The sequence below is a fragment of the Pseudophaeobacter sp. A-200-2 genome, assembly GCF_041008815.1.
Lineage (GTDB): Bacteria > Pseudomonadota > Alphaproteobacteria > Rhodobacterales > Rhodobacteraceae > Phycobacter > Phycobacter gallaeciensis_A.
This window is the reverse complement of sequence record NZ_JAXGFU010000010.1, coordinates 69950-85098: the sequence shown is the minus strand read 5'-3', so window position 1 is coordinate 85098 and position 15149 is coordinate 69950. Positions and strand designations below refer to the sequence as shown.

The 15149-nt window shown below is 61.6% G+C and carries 16 protein-coding genes; 3 read left to right on the top strand and 13 right to left on the bottom strand.

Annotated features, from left to right (window positions below; all coding sequences use genetic code 11):
* Window positions 1–3: 3 nt before the first annotated feature.
* The 4 genes from SM766_RS15925 to dctP all read right to left on the bottom strand — a co-directional run bounded on the left by SM766_RS15925 (window position 4) and on the right by dctP (window position 4178).
* Window positions 4–1260, bottom strand: a complete 1257-nt coding sequence (locus SM766_RS15925) for a malonyl-CoA decarboxylase (protein WP_368948417.1) — start codon at window positions 1258–1260, stop codon at window positions 4–6.
* Complete coding sequence (locus SM766_RS15920) at window positions 1257–2573, bottom strand: TRAP transporter large permease (RefSeq protein WP_274830336.1); 1317 nt, start codon at window positions 2571–2573, stop codon at window positions 1257–1259. The genes SM766_RS15925 and SM766_RS15920 overlap by 4 nt, the downstream gene beginning before the upstream one ends.
* A gap of 3 nt (window positions 2574–2576) precedes the next feature.
* A complete protein-coding gene (locus SM766_RS15915) occupies window positions 2577–3122 on the bottom strand; it encodes a TRAP transporter small permease (RefSeq protein ID WP_065271587.1) in 546 nt (181 codons plus the stop codon).
* 69 nt (window positions 3123–3191) lie between these two features.
* Window positions 3192–4178, bottom strand: a complete 987-nt coding sequence (dctP, locus tag SM766_RS15910; RefSeq protein WP_368948416.1) for a TRAP transporter substrate-binding protein DctP — start codon at window positions 4176–4178, stop codon at window positions 3192–3194.
* A 136-nt stretch (window positions 4179–4314) separates the two neighbouring features.
* Between dctP and SM766_RS15905 the strand changes: the two genes are divergently transcribed.
* Window positions 4315–4971, top strand: coding sequence for a GntR family transcriptional regulator (locus SM766_RS15905; RefSeq protein WP_065271585.1), 657 nt, complete (start codon window positions 4315–4317; stop codon window positions 4969–4971).
* A gap of 16 nt (window positions 4972–4987) precedes the next feature.
* On the opposite strand, the gene speB is transcribed toward SM766_RS15905, so the two are convergent.
* From speB to hmgA, 9 genes are all read right to left on the bottom strand, one after another.
* Window positions 4988–5944, bottom strand: coding sequence for an agmatinase (gene speB, locus SM766_RS15900; protein WP_368948415.1), 957 nt, complete (start codon window positions 5942–5944; stop codon window positions 4988–4990).
* A 52-nt stretch (window positions 5945–5996) separates the two neighbouring features.
* Complete coding sequence (maiA, locus tag SM766_RS15895; protein ID WP_368948414.1) at window positions 5997–6638, bottom strand: maleylacetoacetate isomerase; 642 nt, start codon at window positions 6636–6638, stop codon at window positions 5997–5999.
* A gap of 81 nt (window positions 6639–6719) precedes the next feature.
* On the bottom strand, window positions 6720–7262 hold the full coding sequence (locus SM766_RS15890) for a VOC family protein (RefSeq protein WP_274833316.1): 543 nt from the start codon (window positions 7260–7262) through the stop codon (window positions 6720–6722).
* On the bottom strand, window positions 7259–7471 hold the full coding sequence (locus tag SM766_RS15885; RefSeq protein WP_065271581.1) for a DUF2783 domain-containing protein: 213 nt from the start codon (window positions 7469–7471) through the stop codon (window positions 7259–7261). The genes SM766_RS15890 and SM766_RS15885 overlap by 4 nt, the downstream gene beginning before the upstream one ends.
* 5 nt (window positions 7472–7476) lie before the next feature.
* Window positions 7477–9090, bottom strand: a complete 1614-nt coding sequence (locus SM766_RS15880; protein WP_368948412.1) for an FAD-dependent oxidoreductase — start codon at window positions 9088–9090, stop codon at window positions 7477–7479.
* A gap of 202 nt (window positions 9091–9292) precedes the next feature.
* Window positions 9293–10243 (bottom strand): MBL fold metallo-hydrolase, encoded by a 951-nt coding sequence (locus SM766_RS15875; RefSeq protein ID WP_341641840.1) that lies wholly within the window; start codon window positions 10241–10243, stop codon window positions 9293–9295.
* A 4-nt stretch (window positions 10244–10247) separates the two neighbouring features.
* The gene (locus SM766_RS15870; protein WP_368948411.1) at window positions 10248–10604 is read right to left on the bottom strand and encodes a VOC family protein; all 357 of its coding nucleotides are present in this window, start codon (window positions 10602–10604) and stop codon (window positions 10248–10250) included.
* A 3-nt stretch (window positions 10605–10607) separates the two neighbouring features.
* The gene (gene fahA, locus SM766_RS15865) at window positions 10608–11864 is read right to left on the bottom strand and encodes a fumarylacetoacetase (protein ID WP_368948410.1); all 1257 of its coding nucleotides are present in this window, start codon (window positions 11862–11864) and stop codon (window positions 10608–10610) included.
* Window positions 11865–11933: 69 nt separating this feature from the next.
* On the bottom strand, window positions 11934–13289 hold the full coding sequence (hmgA, locus tag SM766_RS15860) for a homogentisate 1,2-dioxygenase (RefSeq protein WP_368948409.1): 1356 nt from the start codon (window positions 13287–13289) through the stop codon (window positions 11934–11936).
* A gap of 70 nt (window positions 13290–13359) precedes the next feature.
* Here hmgA and SM766_RS15855 point away from each other — a divergent pair, with 70 nt between their 5' ends.
* Both SM766_RS15855 and SM766_RS15850 read left to right on the top strand, forming a co-directional pair.
* Window positions 13360–13800 carry a MarR family winged helix-turn-helix transcriptional regulator gene (locus SM766_RS15855; protein WP_065273598.1) on the top strand — a complete coding sequence of 147 codons (441 nt, stop codon included), beginning with the start codon at window positions 13360–13362 and terminating at the stop codon, window positions 13798–13800.
* An 89-nt stretch (window positions 13801–13889) separates the two neighbouring features.
* Entirely contained in the window at window positions 13890–15116 is a 1227-nt protein-coding gene (locus SM766_RS15850; RefSeq protein ID WP_274830327.1) for an adenylate/guanylate cyclase domain-containing protein, read from the top strand.
* Window positions 15117–15149 lie beyond the last annotated feature (33 nt).

Below are 15149 nucleotides of genomic sequence, written 5' to 3'. Positions count from 1 at the left end.
GGGCTAACTTTCTTCTGTTTTTTGCAGCTTTGATGCGGCGGCGAGGGCGCGCACCTCTGCCGTTGCGGCCACCTTTTGGGTGGTGGCGAATTGTTCGTGGTTCTGGGCAACTTTCTTCAGGTCATACAGGTAGTTGACCATCGCGCCGCCGGACTGGGCACGCCCCTTGTCCGAGGTATCCGCATCGGCGTGCACCGCATGGACAATGGCGCCGTTGCCCAGATGAAACCGTGCGACGGGATCAAAGGGCAGGCCACCGCGCCCTTTGGCGTTGAGCAGATAATGGGCCGCGTCCGATTTCATCCGGTCCGGGTCGGAGGGAGCCCAATCCAGACCCTCCTGCTCGATCCAGCCCGCAAGCCCCGGAATGGGGGAGAGGGTAACAAAGGTTTTGAGCCCCGCCAGTTCCGCCGCCAGATCGGCGGCCACCTGCTTGATCAATGAATTGCCAAAGGAAATGCTGGCCAGACCCGACTGGCAGTTGGAGATCGAGTAGAACACCGCCGTATCGGCCTCGTCCGCGGTCATCGGGGTACGGTCTTCGGCCAGAAGCGCCTGAATGGATCCCGGTGTGCCCTTGGTCAGTGCCACCTCGACAAAGATCAGCGGCTCATCCGGCATCGCGGGGTGGAAAAAGGCGAAACAGCGCCGGTCCGCCGGTTGCAGCCTGCGGCGCAGATCGTCCCAGCTGTGAATGGCGTGCACGGCCTCGTAGGCGATGATCTTTTCCAGGATATTCGCCGGGCTTTGCCAGTTGATCGGGCGCAGCACCAGAAAGCCCCGGTTGAACCAGGAGGCAAAGAGATGCCGGAAATCCTGATCCAGCGCCTCCAGTTCCGGAATACCCCGGCCAAGGCGCAAAAGATCCGACCTCATCCGCACCAGCGCGCCGGTGGCGCCCGGGACCCGGTTCAGGCGGCGGATCAGCTCCTGCCGCCGGGGTTCGACGGCCGCCATGAAGGCGCGGTAGGTCGCCTTTGACGGGCTTTGCTCATAGGCATCCAGCCCATTGCGCACCGCCTCGGGATCAATGTTCAGCTTGGTCGCGATATGGGTGAAGAACGCCAGTTTGTCCGCGTCCTCCAGCTGCTCGAACCCCGAAATCACCTCGCGCGCCAGCATCAGCTCAGACGTCTCGCCTGCCGATCCAACCAGATCCTCGGCCAGTTCGGCGATGGGCCGGTTGTCCTGTCCCGCCGCGCCCGACCAGCGGTAGCGGCGTTCAAAGACGGTGGAAAGAAGATCTGCGAGAAGGGTCACATTGCACCTCCCATCACGAGGTTGGGCAGCCAGGTCGCCAGACCCGGGAACAGACACAGAAGCACGATTGCCAGCACCATGCAGGCCACGAAGGGCAGCGAGCCGGTGAGGATGGTCTTCAGCGAAATGTCCGGTGCGATGCCGTTGATGACGTAAAGGTTCAGACCCACCGGCGGAGAGATCAGCCCGATCTCCATATTGATGGTCAGCACCACGGCAAACCAGATCGGATCGAAACCGGCGGTGGTAATGATCGGTAGCAGGATCGGTGCCGCCATCAGGATCACCGCGACGGGCGGCAGGAAGAAACCCGCGATCAGCAGGAAGACGTTGACCGCCCCCATCAGCACCCAGCGGTTCACATCCAGCGTACCGATCCATTCGGCAATCGACTGGGTGATAAAGAGGGAGCTGAGCATGTAGGAAAACACGCCGGCGGCGGCGATGATGAAGAGAATCATCACCGATTCCTTGGTGCTGTCGCGCAGCACCACCCAGAGATCGCGCGGGTTCCACAGCTTGTAGATCACCATCGCAATCAGCAGACACAACAGCGCTCCGACGGCGGCGGTTTCCGAAGGCGTCGCGATGCCGCCATACATGGCATAAAGAACGCCAAGGATGATCAGCAGGAACGGCACCACGCGGGGCAGGATCTCGAACCGCTCGGCCCAGGTGTAGCTACCCGAGCTGAGGCGCTGGGTGTTGCCGGACCGCCAGGTGGAGTAAAGCGACCAGGCCATGAAGAGCCCTACCAGCATGAAACCGGGAATGACCCCTGCAAGGAACAGCCGTCCGATCGAGGTTTCGGTGGCGATGCCATAGACGATCATGGTGACTGAAGGCGGAATCAGGATACCCAGCGTGCCACCGGCTGCGATGGAGCCTGCCGCCACACCATCCGGGTAGCCGCGTTTGCGCATCTCGGGGATGCCCATCTTTCCAATAGCAGCGCAGGTTGCAGGCGAGGATCCCGACATGGCAGCAAACAGCGCGCAGGCGCCAAGGTTCGAAATCACCAGCCCGCCGGGAATGCGGGTCAGCCAGCGTTCCAGCGCCTCATAAAGATCCGCTCCGGCGCGGGTCGAGGCGATAGAGGATCCCATGATGATGAACATCGGGATCGACAACAGGGCGAAATTATCCAGTTTGCCGAACAGGATTTCCGGCATTAGCTCAAGGCTGCGCATCCCGTCAAAGATCATCAGGAAACCGGCCGAAACGATCAGCAGCCCCAGGGCGACCGAGACGCCGGAAAACAGCACGAGGATGGTGGAAAGGGCAACAATGCCCCCAAGAACAAGTGGGTCCATAGGTCAGAGATCCAGGCCAAAGGGTTTGTCGGCGCCGGTCAGAAGCGCCACGAAGTCAGCAATCAGTTGCAGCAGAAACAGCGCAAACCCGACGGGAATGGCCAGATAGGGGATCCACAGGCGCACGCCCCATACGGTGTCCGAGCGCCAGCCGCGATCCCAGGCGAAATGCCAGTACTCGAACCCGTACCACAGCATTATCGCCATGATGCTGATCGACAGGAGTGAGGTCAGAACCGCCAGCCCAAACCGCGCGCGCGGCGGCAACGAAATCGGGATCAGATCGACGTTCACATGGCCGCGCAGCCGCTGCACATAGGGCAGGCCGATCAGGGTGGCCGAGATGACCAGATAGATCACCGCCTCGGTCTGCCAGACGGTGGATCCGTTCAGCACAAACCGGATCACGATCATCTGGCAGGTAATCGCAACCGCTGCCATGATCATGGCAGCCGCGCACCAGCCGGCAAGTGTGGACAGGCCCGCAACGGCCCGCAGGAACGGATTGTTCCCGGTTTTTGCGATCGTGGCCGCGCTTTGTCCTGCCATTCCCGCCTCCTGAAGTTCTGAGATATTCAAAAAAGGCGGGGCAGCTTCAGGCCACCCCGCCGGGTGTTATCACTCGACTGCGAGCGCCAAATCGAGAAGCGCCTGACCGTCCGAAACCTCATCCACGAATTTCTTGTAGGAGGTTTCCATGGCCAGCTTGCGCCATGCGTCGAAGTCAGCGGCGCTCATCTGGGCGATTTCCACACCGGCGTCGGCAAAGACCTTGGCCGAGGCGGCGTCCTGTTTCTTGGCTTCTTCCAGGTAATAGGCTTCGGCCTTTTCGGCAGCGGCCAGCAGCGCGTTTTGCTGTGCTGCGCTCAGACCCTCAAAGGTGCTCTTGTTCATCAACAGAGGCTGGTACATGAACCACAGGGCTACGTCGCCCGCCGGGGTGTAGCAGCTGACCTGTTCGTAGATCCGGTAGGACACGAAGGACGATGACGAGGTATTAGCAGCCTGCAGAACGCCGGTTTGCATGGCGTTGTAGATTTCCGAGGACGCCATCGAGGCGATGGAGGCACCGGCGCCCGCCAACATCTGTTCGAAGGCTTTGCCGGCCGCGCGGGTCTGCAGTCCTTCGATGTCGGAGGGCTTGGTGATGCACTTGTCCTTGCCTGCGAAACCGCCGGCCAGATAGCCGTGCACCAGAACCATCACGTCGTCGTCGGCCATCTTGGCCTCAAGCGCTTCCATGAAGGGCGAGTTGCTGAGCCGCGCGGCGTGGTCGTGGTTCTTCACCAGGCCGGGCATCAGCGTCAGGTTATAGGCGGGCTGCTGGCCGCCAGCATAGCTGAGCGGTAGAACGGTCATGTCCAGCTGGCCGCGGCTGAGCGGTTTATACTGCTCGCGCGGTTTGAACAGCGATTTGGAGCCGAAGATCTTGATGTCCAGATCGACATCGGCGGCGGCCACCTCATCGGCGACGATCTGCGCGACCTTGTGGCGGATGTCCTTGTTCGACCACTGGTGCGACAGGCGCAGTTCGGTGGCATTGGCCAGCGCGGCCGACGACAAGAGCGCCGCGGCAGCGACCGCAGCTTTCAGCATGGTTTTCATTTTTTCCTCCCAGAAATTCCAACCTTTGATGGCTGGAGATGCCCGAACGTAAACATCAGGTGTTTTTCAAGTCAATATTTTTGTATACAAGAATAGTCATGTTGAATTTTCAAAACCGGAGTGCTACTGAAAATCCATGGGGCAACGTCGTGCAGATAGTATCGCTGAAGAGCTGGAAGAGCTGATCTTTGACGGCACATTTGCGGATGGCGACCGCTTGGACGAGGTGCGCCTGGCCGAACAGTTCGGCGTTTCACGCACGCCGCTTCGTGAGGCATTTCAGCGGCTTGCCCTTTCTGGTCTGGTACAGCTGATCCCGCGACGCGGCGCCTTTGTACGTCAGCCCGGCCCGGTCGAACTGATGGAAATGTTCGAAGTCATGGCCGAGCTGGAAGCGGTCTGCGGACGGCTGGCAGCCAAGCGGATTTCGGATCAGGCGCTGGATGAGCTGAACGATGCCAATGCCAAATGCCAGGCAGCGGTCGATGCACAGGATTCGGATGCCTATTACGTGGAGAACGAGCGTTTCCACCGCATCCTCTACCGCGAATCCGGCAATGGGTTTCTGGAGCAGGAAGCCTGCAAGTTGCACAAACGCCTGAAGCCCTTTCGCCGCCAGCAGCTGCGGTTTCGCGGGCGTCTGGCGCAGTCCATGGATGAACACAAGGCCGTGGTGCAGGCGCTGGTCCGGGGCGACGGCGAAGCCGCTGCCAACGCCCTGCGCGATCACGTCGCGGTGCAGGGCGAGAAGTTCCACACTCTGATGGCCAGCCTCAAAAGCGCGGCGGAATAAAGCCGCCGCGGCAGGTTCAATCGCGGTGGTGCAGGATGCGCCCGATGGTGTTCATCAGCAGTTGCGCTGCCAAAATGGATGTGCAGCCGGTGGTATCATAATCCGGCGCCACCTCCACCAGATCAAGCCCGACGATATCGCCCCGCTGCGCCAGCGCGTCGATGATCTCCAACACCTCGTAATAGAGAAACCCGCCGTGGCTGGGAGTGCCGGTGCCCGGTGCGATTGAGGGGTCGAAGGCGTCGATATCCACAGTCAGATAGTACCGCTCACCTTGCGGGATCCGATTGATCAGTGCCTCGGTGCCCATCTTGCGTACATGGCGGACCGACTGGATGTCCGACCCCATGGAGCGGGCGGCATCATAGCCGTCCTTGGCGGTGGAGGAGACGTTGCGGATGCCGATCTGGGTCAGCCCGGTGACATAGGGTTTTTCAGCGGCGCGGCGCATCGGGTTGCCATGGCCATAGCGTACCCCGTGACGCTCGTCGACGAAGTCGAGATGCGCGTCGATCTGCACCACGTGGATCGGCTCCTGATCGTCAAAGGCGTTGATGCAGGGGATATTCACCGAGTGATCGCCGCCCAGCACCACCGGCAGGGCACCGGCCTTCAGGATCTTACGCACGCCGTATTCGATATTGGCGTGGCTCTGCAGGGTATCGGTATGGATGATATCCGCATCGCCAATGTCTACGATGGTCACCTTGGCCGGGTCCAGATAGGTGACGTCATCCTCGAAATCATAGGCGCCCGCATGACCAAAGCTGAACAGGGTCGAGGCTTCTCGGATGGCGCGCGGCCCCATGCGTGCGCCCGACCGCCACTGGGCACCGAAATCGAACGGCGCCCCCAGAAGGGCCGCATCCGCATCGATGGCGTCCCAGTCCTCCACGTAAGGATATTTCCCAAAGGTGCAGATGCCGACGAAGGGCAGGTTCAGCCGCCCGCTGTCATATCCATGTTTGCTCATGCCGCGCTCCCCGCTGTCAGTGCTGCCAGTAAGGGGAAGCGGCGGGGCGGGGTCAAGCGCCGGGTTGCACCGCGTCCGGATGGGCAGCAGCAAAGGCCGGATGCTGGGCGCAGGCTTCCTCAACCGCCAGAAGGCGCGGCATGTCCGAGATATCCGCTTCCCAGCGGCGGGCGTTGTAGATCTGCGGCATCAGGCAGATATCAGCCAGCCCCGGCGCATCACCAGTGCAATAGGGGGCCTGTTCAAACCCCGCCAGCAGCGCCTCGAACGCCTGCAATCCGGGGCGGATGAAATGCTGCATCCAGGCCTTGGGCATATCCTCGTGCCCGCCGCTGAGCTGCGTGGCATGGCGGGCAACGGCGAGGTTGCACACCGGATGCAGGTCCACCGCGATGGATTGCGCCAGCGCCTGTGCCTTGGCACGCACTGCCGGGGCTTTGGGGAGGAGGTTCAACTCGCGGGTCTGGTCCAGATAATCCAGGATCGCCAAGGATTGCGTCAGCCGCAGCCCGTCGATCTCCAGCACCGGCACAAAGCCCTGCGGGTTGCGCGCGAGATGTTCGGGGCTGCGCTGCTCTCCCTTTACCAGATCGACGGGGATGGACTGGTATTCGATCCCGGCAAGGTTCAGCGCGATGCGCAGCCGGTAGCTGGCCGACGACCGCCAGTAATCAAAAAGCACCACATCCGTCATCAGTCTCTCCCTCTTGTGCCTGCCTGATATGAAACCGCACCCGGGATCCCCGGATGCGGTCTTTGTGTTTCGGTCTGTTGTTCAGACGTTACTCAGTTCCTTGGCGTGCAGCCAGTCTGCGTGTTTGGGCGCCTTCTTGGTCTTTGACCATTCCTCCAGCATCTCCCATTTCACGGCGTCCAGTTTTTCCAGCAGCGCCTCTTCCTTGGGATCTGGGCAGGCCAGTTCCACCCGGTGGCCGTTCGGGTCGAAGAAATAGATCGAGTGGAAGATCGAATGATCCGTCACACCCAGCACCTCGACACCGTTGGCCTCAAGATGGTCCTTGAATTCGATCAGCGTGTCGCGGTCCTTCACCTTGAAGGCGATGTGCTGCACCCATTCCGGGGTGTTCGGATCGCGGCCCATCTCGGGCTTGGTGGGCAGTTCGAAGAACGCCAGGACATTGCCGTCGCCCGCATCCATGAAGACATGCATGTAAGGGTCGGGTTCATGTGTGGACGGGACGTGATCCTCGGCAATGGCCAGGACAAAGTCCATCTTCAGCATCTTGTTGTACCACTCCACCGTTTCCTTGGCGTCCTTGCACCGATAGGCGACGTGGTGGATTTTCTCGATTTTCACTTGCTCTCCTCCGAAGGCTGAAGCGCGGCGGCAGCCAGCGCCTGTTTCAGGATCGCGCGTTTCCCAATGTGGTTGGACAGGACCAGCACCAGCCGCGCATTGAGCGCGTCGCTGTCGGCCTTGGAAAGGCCTTCGTGTGCGGCCAGAAGATCGGCGTAGAAATCGTCTGCGCCGTCGATGTTCGGGGTCAGGATCAGTTGGTCGGACATCCGTGTTACTCCTTGCCCACGGCGCGGCGGATGGCGGCGCGGAACTGGTTGTCGTCATAGGAGGGGCGGCGGGCGGCCACGTGCTGATCCGGGCGGATCAGGTAAACGCCGCTGGCATTGTCGCCGAGGTAACGTTCCTTCAGGGCGAGGGTGCGGTCGTCCTTGACCGACAGCGCCAGCCGGGTGACTTCGATACCGTCTTCCTCGATCATATCGGGGGCCTCGGCGTCGATGGTCAGCAGAGTGAACTTGTCCGCCAGTTTCGGCAGCAGGAAGTCATCGCCAAGCGGCGCATCGGGGCAGGGCGATCCGGGGCGGGTGCGCTCCGGCCCATTGGGCAGCGCATCGGCGGAATTCAGGTGCGATCCGTCATAGGTGCAAGGCACCGACAAGCGGCCCGAGTTCACCAGCGGGCGGGCGAATTCGAAATGTTCGCTGAGGTCCAGAACCGCATCACGCAGCACGCGCGACATTTCCGATTTCGGGGTGATGAAATCGGTGGAGCGGCTGGAATTCAGGATATTCTCGTCGGCGCCATAGACCCGTTCCTGATCGTAGCTGTCGAGCAGGCTTTCGGGGGCCTTGCCCTCCATCACCAGTTTCAGCTTCCAGCACAGGTTATCGGTGTCCTGCAGACCCGAGTTCGCACCGCGCGCCCCGAAGGGAGAGACCTGATGGGCCGCATCGCCCGCAAACAACACGCGGCCATGGCGGAAGTTTTCCATGCGGCGGCACTGGAAGGTGTAGATCGACACCCATTCCAGTTCGAATTTCACATCCTCGCCCAGCATTTCCTTGAGGCGGGGAATGACGTTCTCGGGGCGTTTCTCGCGCTCCTTGTCGATGTCCCAGCCCAGCTGCAGGTCGATGCGCCAGACGCCATCAGGCTGTTTGTGCAACAGCGCCGACTGGCCTTTGTTGAAGGGCGGATCGAACCAGAACCAGCGTTCGGTGGGGAAGTCGGCCTCCATCACCACATCGGCGATAAGGAAGTTGTCCTCGAACACGCGGCCCACGAAATCGAGCCCCAGCATCTGCCGGGTCGGAGAGCCGGCGCCATCGCAGGCGATCAGCCAGTCTGCCTCGATATTGTAAGACCCTTCGGGCGTGTCGATTTCCAGCGTCACGTGATCGGGGTGGGTGCCGATAGCGGAGACCTTGTTGCGGCCGCGGATCTCGATCGGGGCGCCTTCGGCCTGCAATTCCTTGACCCGGTTCACCAGGTACTCTTCGAAGTAATACTGTTGCAGGTTGATGAAGGCCGGACGTTTGTGGCCTTCCTCCGGCAGCAGGTTGAATTCATAGACCTGACGATCATCGAAGAAGACCTTGCCGATGTTCCACTGCACGCCCTTGTCCACCATCGGCTGACCGCAGCCAAGGCGGTCAAGGATCTCCAGCGGGCGTTTGGCGAAACAGATCGCGCGGGAGCCGAAGCTGACCTTGTCGTTGTCATCCAGGATCACCGCCTCGATGCCCTGCTGGGCCAGGTCGATGGCTGCGGCAAGGCCGACCGGGCCTGCGCCAATGATCACCACCTTGCGCCGCACCGGCGCCGGGGCGTCCTGATCCGCATGGCGTTCATACGGGTACAGGGGCACTTCAAAGATCTTGTTCATCTGGTGTCCTCCCAAAGGGTGCCGCTTGGCACAGCTTCTCCGGTTCCCGGCCATGGGGTTGGCCGGGAGGCTGTTGTCATCGTCTCATGTCTTTGTGCGGGGCGGTACGATCTGGATCAAACCGCCCCACAGGTTGGATGGAACCCGGGGCACCGCCCGTTCGCGGCCCAATCGCTCCACTGGAGCGATTGCGGAACGCCGCTCACCCCTGCAGGGCGTCCCACATTTCCAGATCGCGCTGGGCAGTCCAGATGCGGGGGGTGTCGATACCGCGGGCTTCGTCATAGGCGCGGGCAACGTTGAAGGGCAGGCAGTGTTCGTAGATCGCGTAGTCTTTGAACTTGGGATCGCACTCTTCGCGCACCGCGTCCCAGGCCTCTTTCAGGGTGCCGTTGCGGGCAGCCACGCGGGCGGCGGGGCGGTAGGTGCTTTCGACGAAATCACGGGTGTTCTCGATGGCGGCGTTGACCATCTCCTTGCCGACGAGCGCGTCGCCACGGCCCGGCGCGATGGCATCCACGTCAAAGGATTTGATGGCGTCCAGCGTGTCGCCCCAGTCGCTGAAGTGACCGTCGCCGCAATAGCAGGCCGAGTGGTATTCCACGATATCGCCAGTGAACATGACGTTCTGATCCGGCACGTGGATCACGATGTCGCCCGCGGTGTGGGCGCGGCCCAGGTGCATCAGGTCAACCCGGCGGTTGCCAAGATAGATGGTCATATCGTCGGAAAACGTGGTGGTGGGGTAGGTGAGGCCCGGAATGCTTTCGTGGCCTTCGAACAGGCGCGGGAAGCGCTGGAACTCGCTGTCCCAGTCCTCCTGGCCGCGTTCCACGACCATGGCGCGGGCGGTGTCGCCCATGATGATCTGCTGCGCGCCAAAGGCGGAGGCGCCCAGAACCCGCACCGCGTGGTAGTGGGTCAGCGCCACATGGGTGATCGGCTTGTCGGTGACCGAGCGCACGCATTCGATCACCTTGTTTGCCAGACGCGGGGTGGCCTGCGCCTCGACGATCATCACGCTATCATCGCCGATGATCACGCCCGAGTTCGGATCGCCCTCGGCGGTGAAGGCGTAAAGCCCTTCGCCCACCTCGGTGAAGCTGATCTTCTTTTCCGTCATGTCGCCTTGCGACGCGAATGCCTTTGCCATGTGTTCAGTCCTTTTGCAGAAACTCAAGCCGGTTGCCGAAGGGATCTTCGGCAAAGAACCGGCGGCGGTTCTTGATGGTGTCGTCCCAGCGCGGCGACTGGCCAGTGGCCGCGATCCGCGCTGCGATCGTGTCGATGTCGTCTACCGCAAAACCCGGATGGGCCTTGCGTGCGGGGGTGAAACCCTCTTCCACGCCCAGATGCAGCTCGGATCCGGCCAGTGACAGCCACAGGCCGCCGCGCGCTTTCAGCGCTTCGGGCTTTTCGATCTCGGCTAGACCAAGGCCTTCACACCAAAAGGCGCGGGCCTTGATCTCTCCATCCTTGGGGATGGCAATCTGGATATGGTCGAGGGATATCACGGATCAGCGCTTGTAAGGGTCGTCCAGCGCGGGCAGCACTTTGCCCACACAGTCACCAAAGCCGATCATGTAGCCGTCGCCCTTGGCCGCACCCTTCAGGGTCAGCGTGTCGCCATCAACGATGAAGGAACGCTCGTCGCCGGTCTCCAGCGTCAGAGGCTCCTTGCCGCCCCAGCTGAGTTCCAGAAGCGAGCCGCGGCTTTCCTTGGTCTCGCCCGAGATAGTGCCAGAACCCAAGAGATCACCGGCATTCATCGGGCAGCCCGAGGTGGTGTGATGCGCCAGCTGCTGCGCGGCGGAATAGTACATCTCTTTGTAGTTGGTGCGCGCGATGGTGGTGGCTGGTTTGCCTTCGGGCGCCATGGTGACCTCAAGGTCGATGTCATAAAGCATCGGCCCGCAGTCCTTGATGTGGTCCAGAAGCTCGACCTCGCGGGGGGGCGTGTCGCAGCGGAAGGGTTCAAGGGCTGTCTTTGTCACGATCCAGGGGCTGATGGTGGTAGCGGTCGCCTTGGCCTGGAAGGGGCCAAGCGGCTGGTATTCCCAGGCCTGGATATCACGCGCGGACCAGTCATTCAGCAGCACGTAGCCAAAGATATTGGCGTCGGCCTCGGCCACGGTGATCGGCCCTTCGGAGGGGGTGCCGACGATGGCGCCCATTTCCAGTTCGATATCAAAGCGCGCGCAGGGTGCCCAGCGGGGGGCGTCGTCATTCGGCCCTTTCAGCTGACCCCAGGGGCGGCGCACATCGGTGCCGGACACCACAACGGACGACGCGCGGCCATTGTAGCCGATCGGAATGTGCAGCCAGTTCGGCGGCAGGGCGTTTTCCGGGCCGCGGAACATGGTGCCGACGTTGACGGCGTGGTTCTTGCCTGCATAGAAATCGGTGTATTCGCTGACCATCATCGGCATGTGCAGCTCGGCGTCCTTCATCGGCACCAGGAGCGGCTCGACCTTGGCCTGTTCGGCAGCACCTTCGGAGAGAAGTGCCATCAGGCGCTCGCGCAGGGCGGCCCAGACGGCGGGGCCTTCCTCCATCAGGTCGTTCCAGAAGGGCACTTCGAAGAGGGCGTAGTCGGTCAGGTCGATGAGACCCGCCTCTTCGGCGGCCTGCATGTCGAGGATCATATCGCCAATGGCGACGCCGCAGCGGGGATCTTCCTCACCGACGGAGAAAACGCCATAGGGCAGGTTGTTCAGCGGAAAGGGCGTGTCGGCGGAATTGGCCGAGGCGACCCAGGATTTCAAAAGGGGCATGGTGTCTCCCAAGTGTTATGTGCGGGCGCCGGGATCACCCCGGCGCTGAAAACGGCTATGGCTACAGGCTTACTTCAGGCCCGGCGTGCCGTCGAATTTCTTTTCGATGTCGGCCCAGCAGTCGATGTAATCGTCCTGAAGCGGCGCTTCCTTGGCGGCGAATTCGGTCAGGTGCTGCGGGAAGCGGGTTTCGAACATGAAGGACATGGTGTTTTCCAGCTTCTCCGGCCCGAGGTTCGAGTTCGACGCGCCTTCGAATGCGTTCTTGTCCGGCCCATGCGGCAGCATCATGTTGTGCAAAGACATGCCGCCGGGGATGAAGCCCTGGGGTTTCGCGTCATACTGGCCATAGATATTGCCCATCAGCTCGGACATGATGTTCTTGTGATACCAGGGCGGGCGGAAGGTGTTTTCCGCCACCATCCAGCGTTCGCGGAACAGCACGAAGTCGATATTCGCGGTGCCCGGCTGGCCCGAAGGCGCGGTCAGCACGGTGAAGATCGAGGGATCGGGGTGATCGAACAGGACCGCGCCGACCGGGCAATAGGTGCGCAGATCGTACTTCACCGGCGCATAGTTGCCGTGCCAGGCGACCACATCCAGCGGCGAATGGCCGATCTTGGTCTCGTGGAACTGGCCACACCATTTTATGGTCACGGTCGAGGGCACCTCGCGGTCCTCAAACGCCGCCACGGGCGCCTTGAAGTCGCGCGGGTTGGCCATGCAGTTGGCGCCGATCGGGCCACGGCCCGGCAGTTCGAACTTCTGACCGTAGTTTTCGCAGACGAAACCGCGTGCGGGGCCTTCCAGAACTTCGACCCGATACAGCAGGCCGCGCGGCAGGATGGCGATTTCCTTCGGCTCCAGATCGATGATGCCGAGTTCTGTACAGAAGCGCAGGCGGCCCTCCTGCGGGACGACCAGGAGCTCACTGTCAGCCGAGAAGAAATAGCTGTCCTTCATGGATTCGGTGATAAGATAGACATGGCTGGCCATGCCGACCTGGGTGTTCACATCGCCTGCGGTGGTCATGGTGCGCATGCCGGTCAGCCAAGTTAGCGGCTCGCCGCCGTGGGCCACCGGATCCCAGCGATACTGACCGAGCGAGGTCACATCGGGATCGACGCAGGGCGCGGATTTCCAATAGGGCAGGTCGATCTTTTCATACCGGTGCGAGTGCTTCACCGAAGGGCGGATGCGGTAGCACCAGGTGCGCTCAACACGCTCGGCGGTGAAAGCGGTGCCGCTCAGCTGCTCGCCGTAAAGACCGTAATTGCATTTCTGCGGGCTGTTCATGCCCTGGGGCAGGGCGCCGGGCAGAGCCTCGGTTTCATAGTCGTTGCCAAAGCCGGGCATATAGCCCTCGTGCGGGCCAGCAAGCGAAGGGGCCTGGACCATCTCATAGGGATTTGTGGGTCGATTCATGGCGCGTTCCTCCTTTTCCGCTTGCCGGGGTAATAGTTGATTTTGTAACTAACAAGGGTTGGAGGGGCAAATGACCGAAAAAGATGATTTCGCTTTGCAGGATTTCCTGCCGTTCCTGCTGAACCGTGCGGCCGAGGAAAGCTCGCTTGCCTTTCAGTCCTATTACAAGAACCGTTATGGGATGCTGCGCAACGAATGGCGGGTACTGTTCCACCTTGGCACTTATGGCACCATGACGGCCAAGGAGATCGGTCAGCGCGCCAAGATCCACAAGACCAAGATCAGCCGGGCGGTGGCAAAGCTAACCGAGCGCCGCTTCATCACCCGCAACAGGGATACGGCGGACCGGCGGTCGGAGCACCTGAAGCTGACCCCGGCGGGGGAGGCGGCCTATCGCGACCTGCGCGGGCAGGCGGCAAGCTATGACAAGCAGCTTGCGGCCCGGTTCAGCCCAGAAGAGGAACAGACCCTTCGGCGCATGTTGCGTCAGTTGGCTGGAATCGAGGAATAGACATTCGGACTTCGGCACCCCAGATACTGCCGAACACAGAGAGTGCCGGATACTGGCAAAACACCCGCGCAAACCGAGGACCCTTTCCCGTGGATCAGACAGACAGCCGAGCCCCCGCCTTGATCTCCTGGCTGACCGAGCAAGGGCTGCGCAGCCATGAGCGCGAAGGTTTCCTGCAGGCGTTCTGCGAGCAGATGGTCGCCCTCGGCATGCCCCTGTGGCGGTTTCATCTGGCGCAAAGAGCCTTTCACCCGCAGTTCGGCGGGATCGGGTTCAGCTGGACCCGCACTGGCGGGATGTCTCAGGAACGCTACGAGCACCGGCAGGCGCCGCGCGATGCCTGGCTGCAAAGCCCGCTGTTCCATCTTCTGGCTGAGGATCTGGAGGAATTCCGCTCGGATCTGAATGATCAGCATGTCGTCCGTTTCCCAATGCTGGGGGATCTGCGGGCGCAGGGCGTGACCGACTATTTCGCCTTTGGCCTGCGGTTTTCCGACGAAAAGGTCCCGCTGGATCCCAGCAGGCCCTCCGAAGGGGTGTTGATCTCTCTGAGCAGCGATCACCCGGATGGTTTCAGCGAACGCGATTTGTCCTTGCTGCGCAGTATCGCGCCGCATTTGGGTCTGGCGCTGAAGTCGATGTCAAACCAGCAGATGGCCAAGGATCTGTTGCAGGTCTATCTGGGGCGCGATGCCGGGCGGCGAGTGCTGTCTGGCGAAATCCAGCGCGGGTCGTCGGACCGGATCAACGCGGTCATCTGCCTGTTCGATCTCAAAGGCTTTACCAGCCTCGCCGAGCAGGTGCCGGGCCCCGAGGTGATCGACATGCTGAACGATTATTTCGGCATTGCCGTGACCGTGATCCAGTCCCACGGGGGCAATATCCTGAAGTTCATGGGCGATGGGATGCTAACGATGTTTAACCTCGGTTCGCTCAGCAAGGACGCCAAGGCGGCTTTGGATGCGGCGAGTGAGCTGCGTCAGAAGATCCGCCTGCGCAATATCGAGCGGGCCGAGGCAGGACTGCCTGCGCCGGGGTTCACCCTGGCGCTGCACGCCGGGGACATTCTTTATGGCAATATCGGTTCGGAAAACCGACTGGATTTCACCGTGATCGGGCCGATCGTCAACCAGACGGCGCGGATTTCCGGCTTGCACCACTCGGTCGGGCAAAGCGTGATCCTGTCACAGGAGGTGCAGCGCGCCGGGGCAGAGGCGGGGCACGATCTGGTATCTCTCGGCCGCTACATGCTGCGCAGCGTGGCCGAGCCGATCGAATTGTTCACCATCTACGAGACGCCGGATCAGCCTCGGTAAGGACTGATCCGGCGCCAAAGAGGGGAGCGAGCC

Bases quoted from the DNA above. Each gene is read 5' to 3' on its own strand.
- speB (WP_368948415.1), bottom strand. From the start codon at position 5,944: ATGAGCAAACATGGATATGACAGCGGGCGGCTGAACCTGCCCTTCGTC.
- SM766_RS15905 (WP_065271585.1), top strand. From the start codon at position 4,315: ATGGGGCAACGTCGTGCAGATAGTATCGCTGAAGAGCTGGAAGAGCTG.
- SM766_RS15855 (WP_065273598.1), top strand. From the start codon at position 13,360: ATGACCGAAAAAGATGATTTCGCTTTGCAGGATTTCCTGCCGTTCCTG.
- SM766_RS15915 (WP_065271587.1), bottom strand. From the start codon at position 3,122: ATGGCAGGACAAAGCGCGGCCACGATCGCAAAAACCGGGAACAATCCG.
- dctP (WP_368948416.1), bottom strand. From the start codon at position 4,178: ATGAAAACCATGCTGAAAGCTGCGGTCGCTGCCGCGGCGCTCTTGTCG.
- SM766_RS15885 (WP_065271581.1), bottom strand. From the start codon at position 7,471: ATGTCCGACCAACTGATCCTGACCCCGAACATCGACGGCGCAGACGAT.
- maiA (WP_368948414.1), bottom strand. From the start codon at position 6,638: ATGACGGATGTGGTGCTTTTTGATTACTGGCGGTCGTCGGCCAGCTAC.
- SM766_RS15875 (WP_341641840.1), bottom strand. From the start codon at position 10,243: ATGGCAAAGGCATTCGCGTCGCAAGGCGACATGACGGAAAAGAAGATC.
- SM766_RS15880 (WP_368948412.1), bottom strand. From the start codon at position 9,090: ATGAACAAGATCTTTGAAGTGCCCCTGTACCCGTATGAACGCCATGCG.
- fahA (WP_368948410.1), bottom strand. From the start codon at position 11,864: ATGCCCCTTTTGAAATCCTGGGTCGCCTCGGCCAATTCCGCCGACACG.
- SM766_RS15920 (WP_274830336.1), bottom strand. From the start codon at position 2,573: ATGGACCCACTTGTTCTTGGGGGCATTGTTGCCCTTTCCACCATCCTC.
- hmgA (WP_368948409.1), bottom strand. From the start codon at position 13,289: ATGAATCGACCCACAAATCCCTATGAGATGGTCCAGGCCCCTTCGCTT.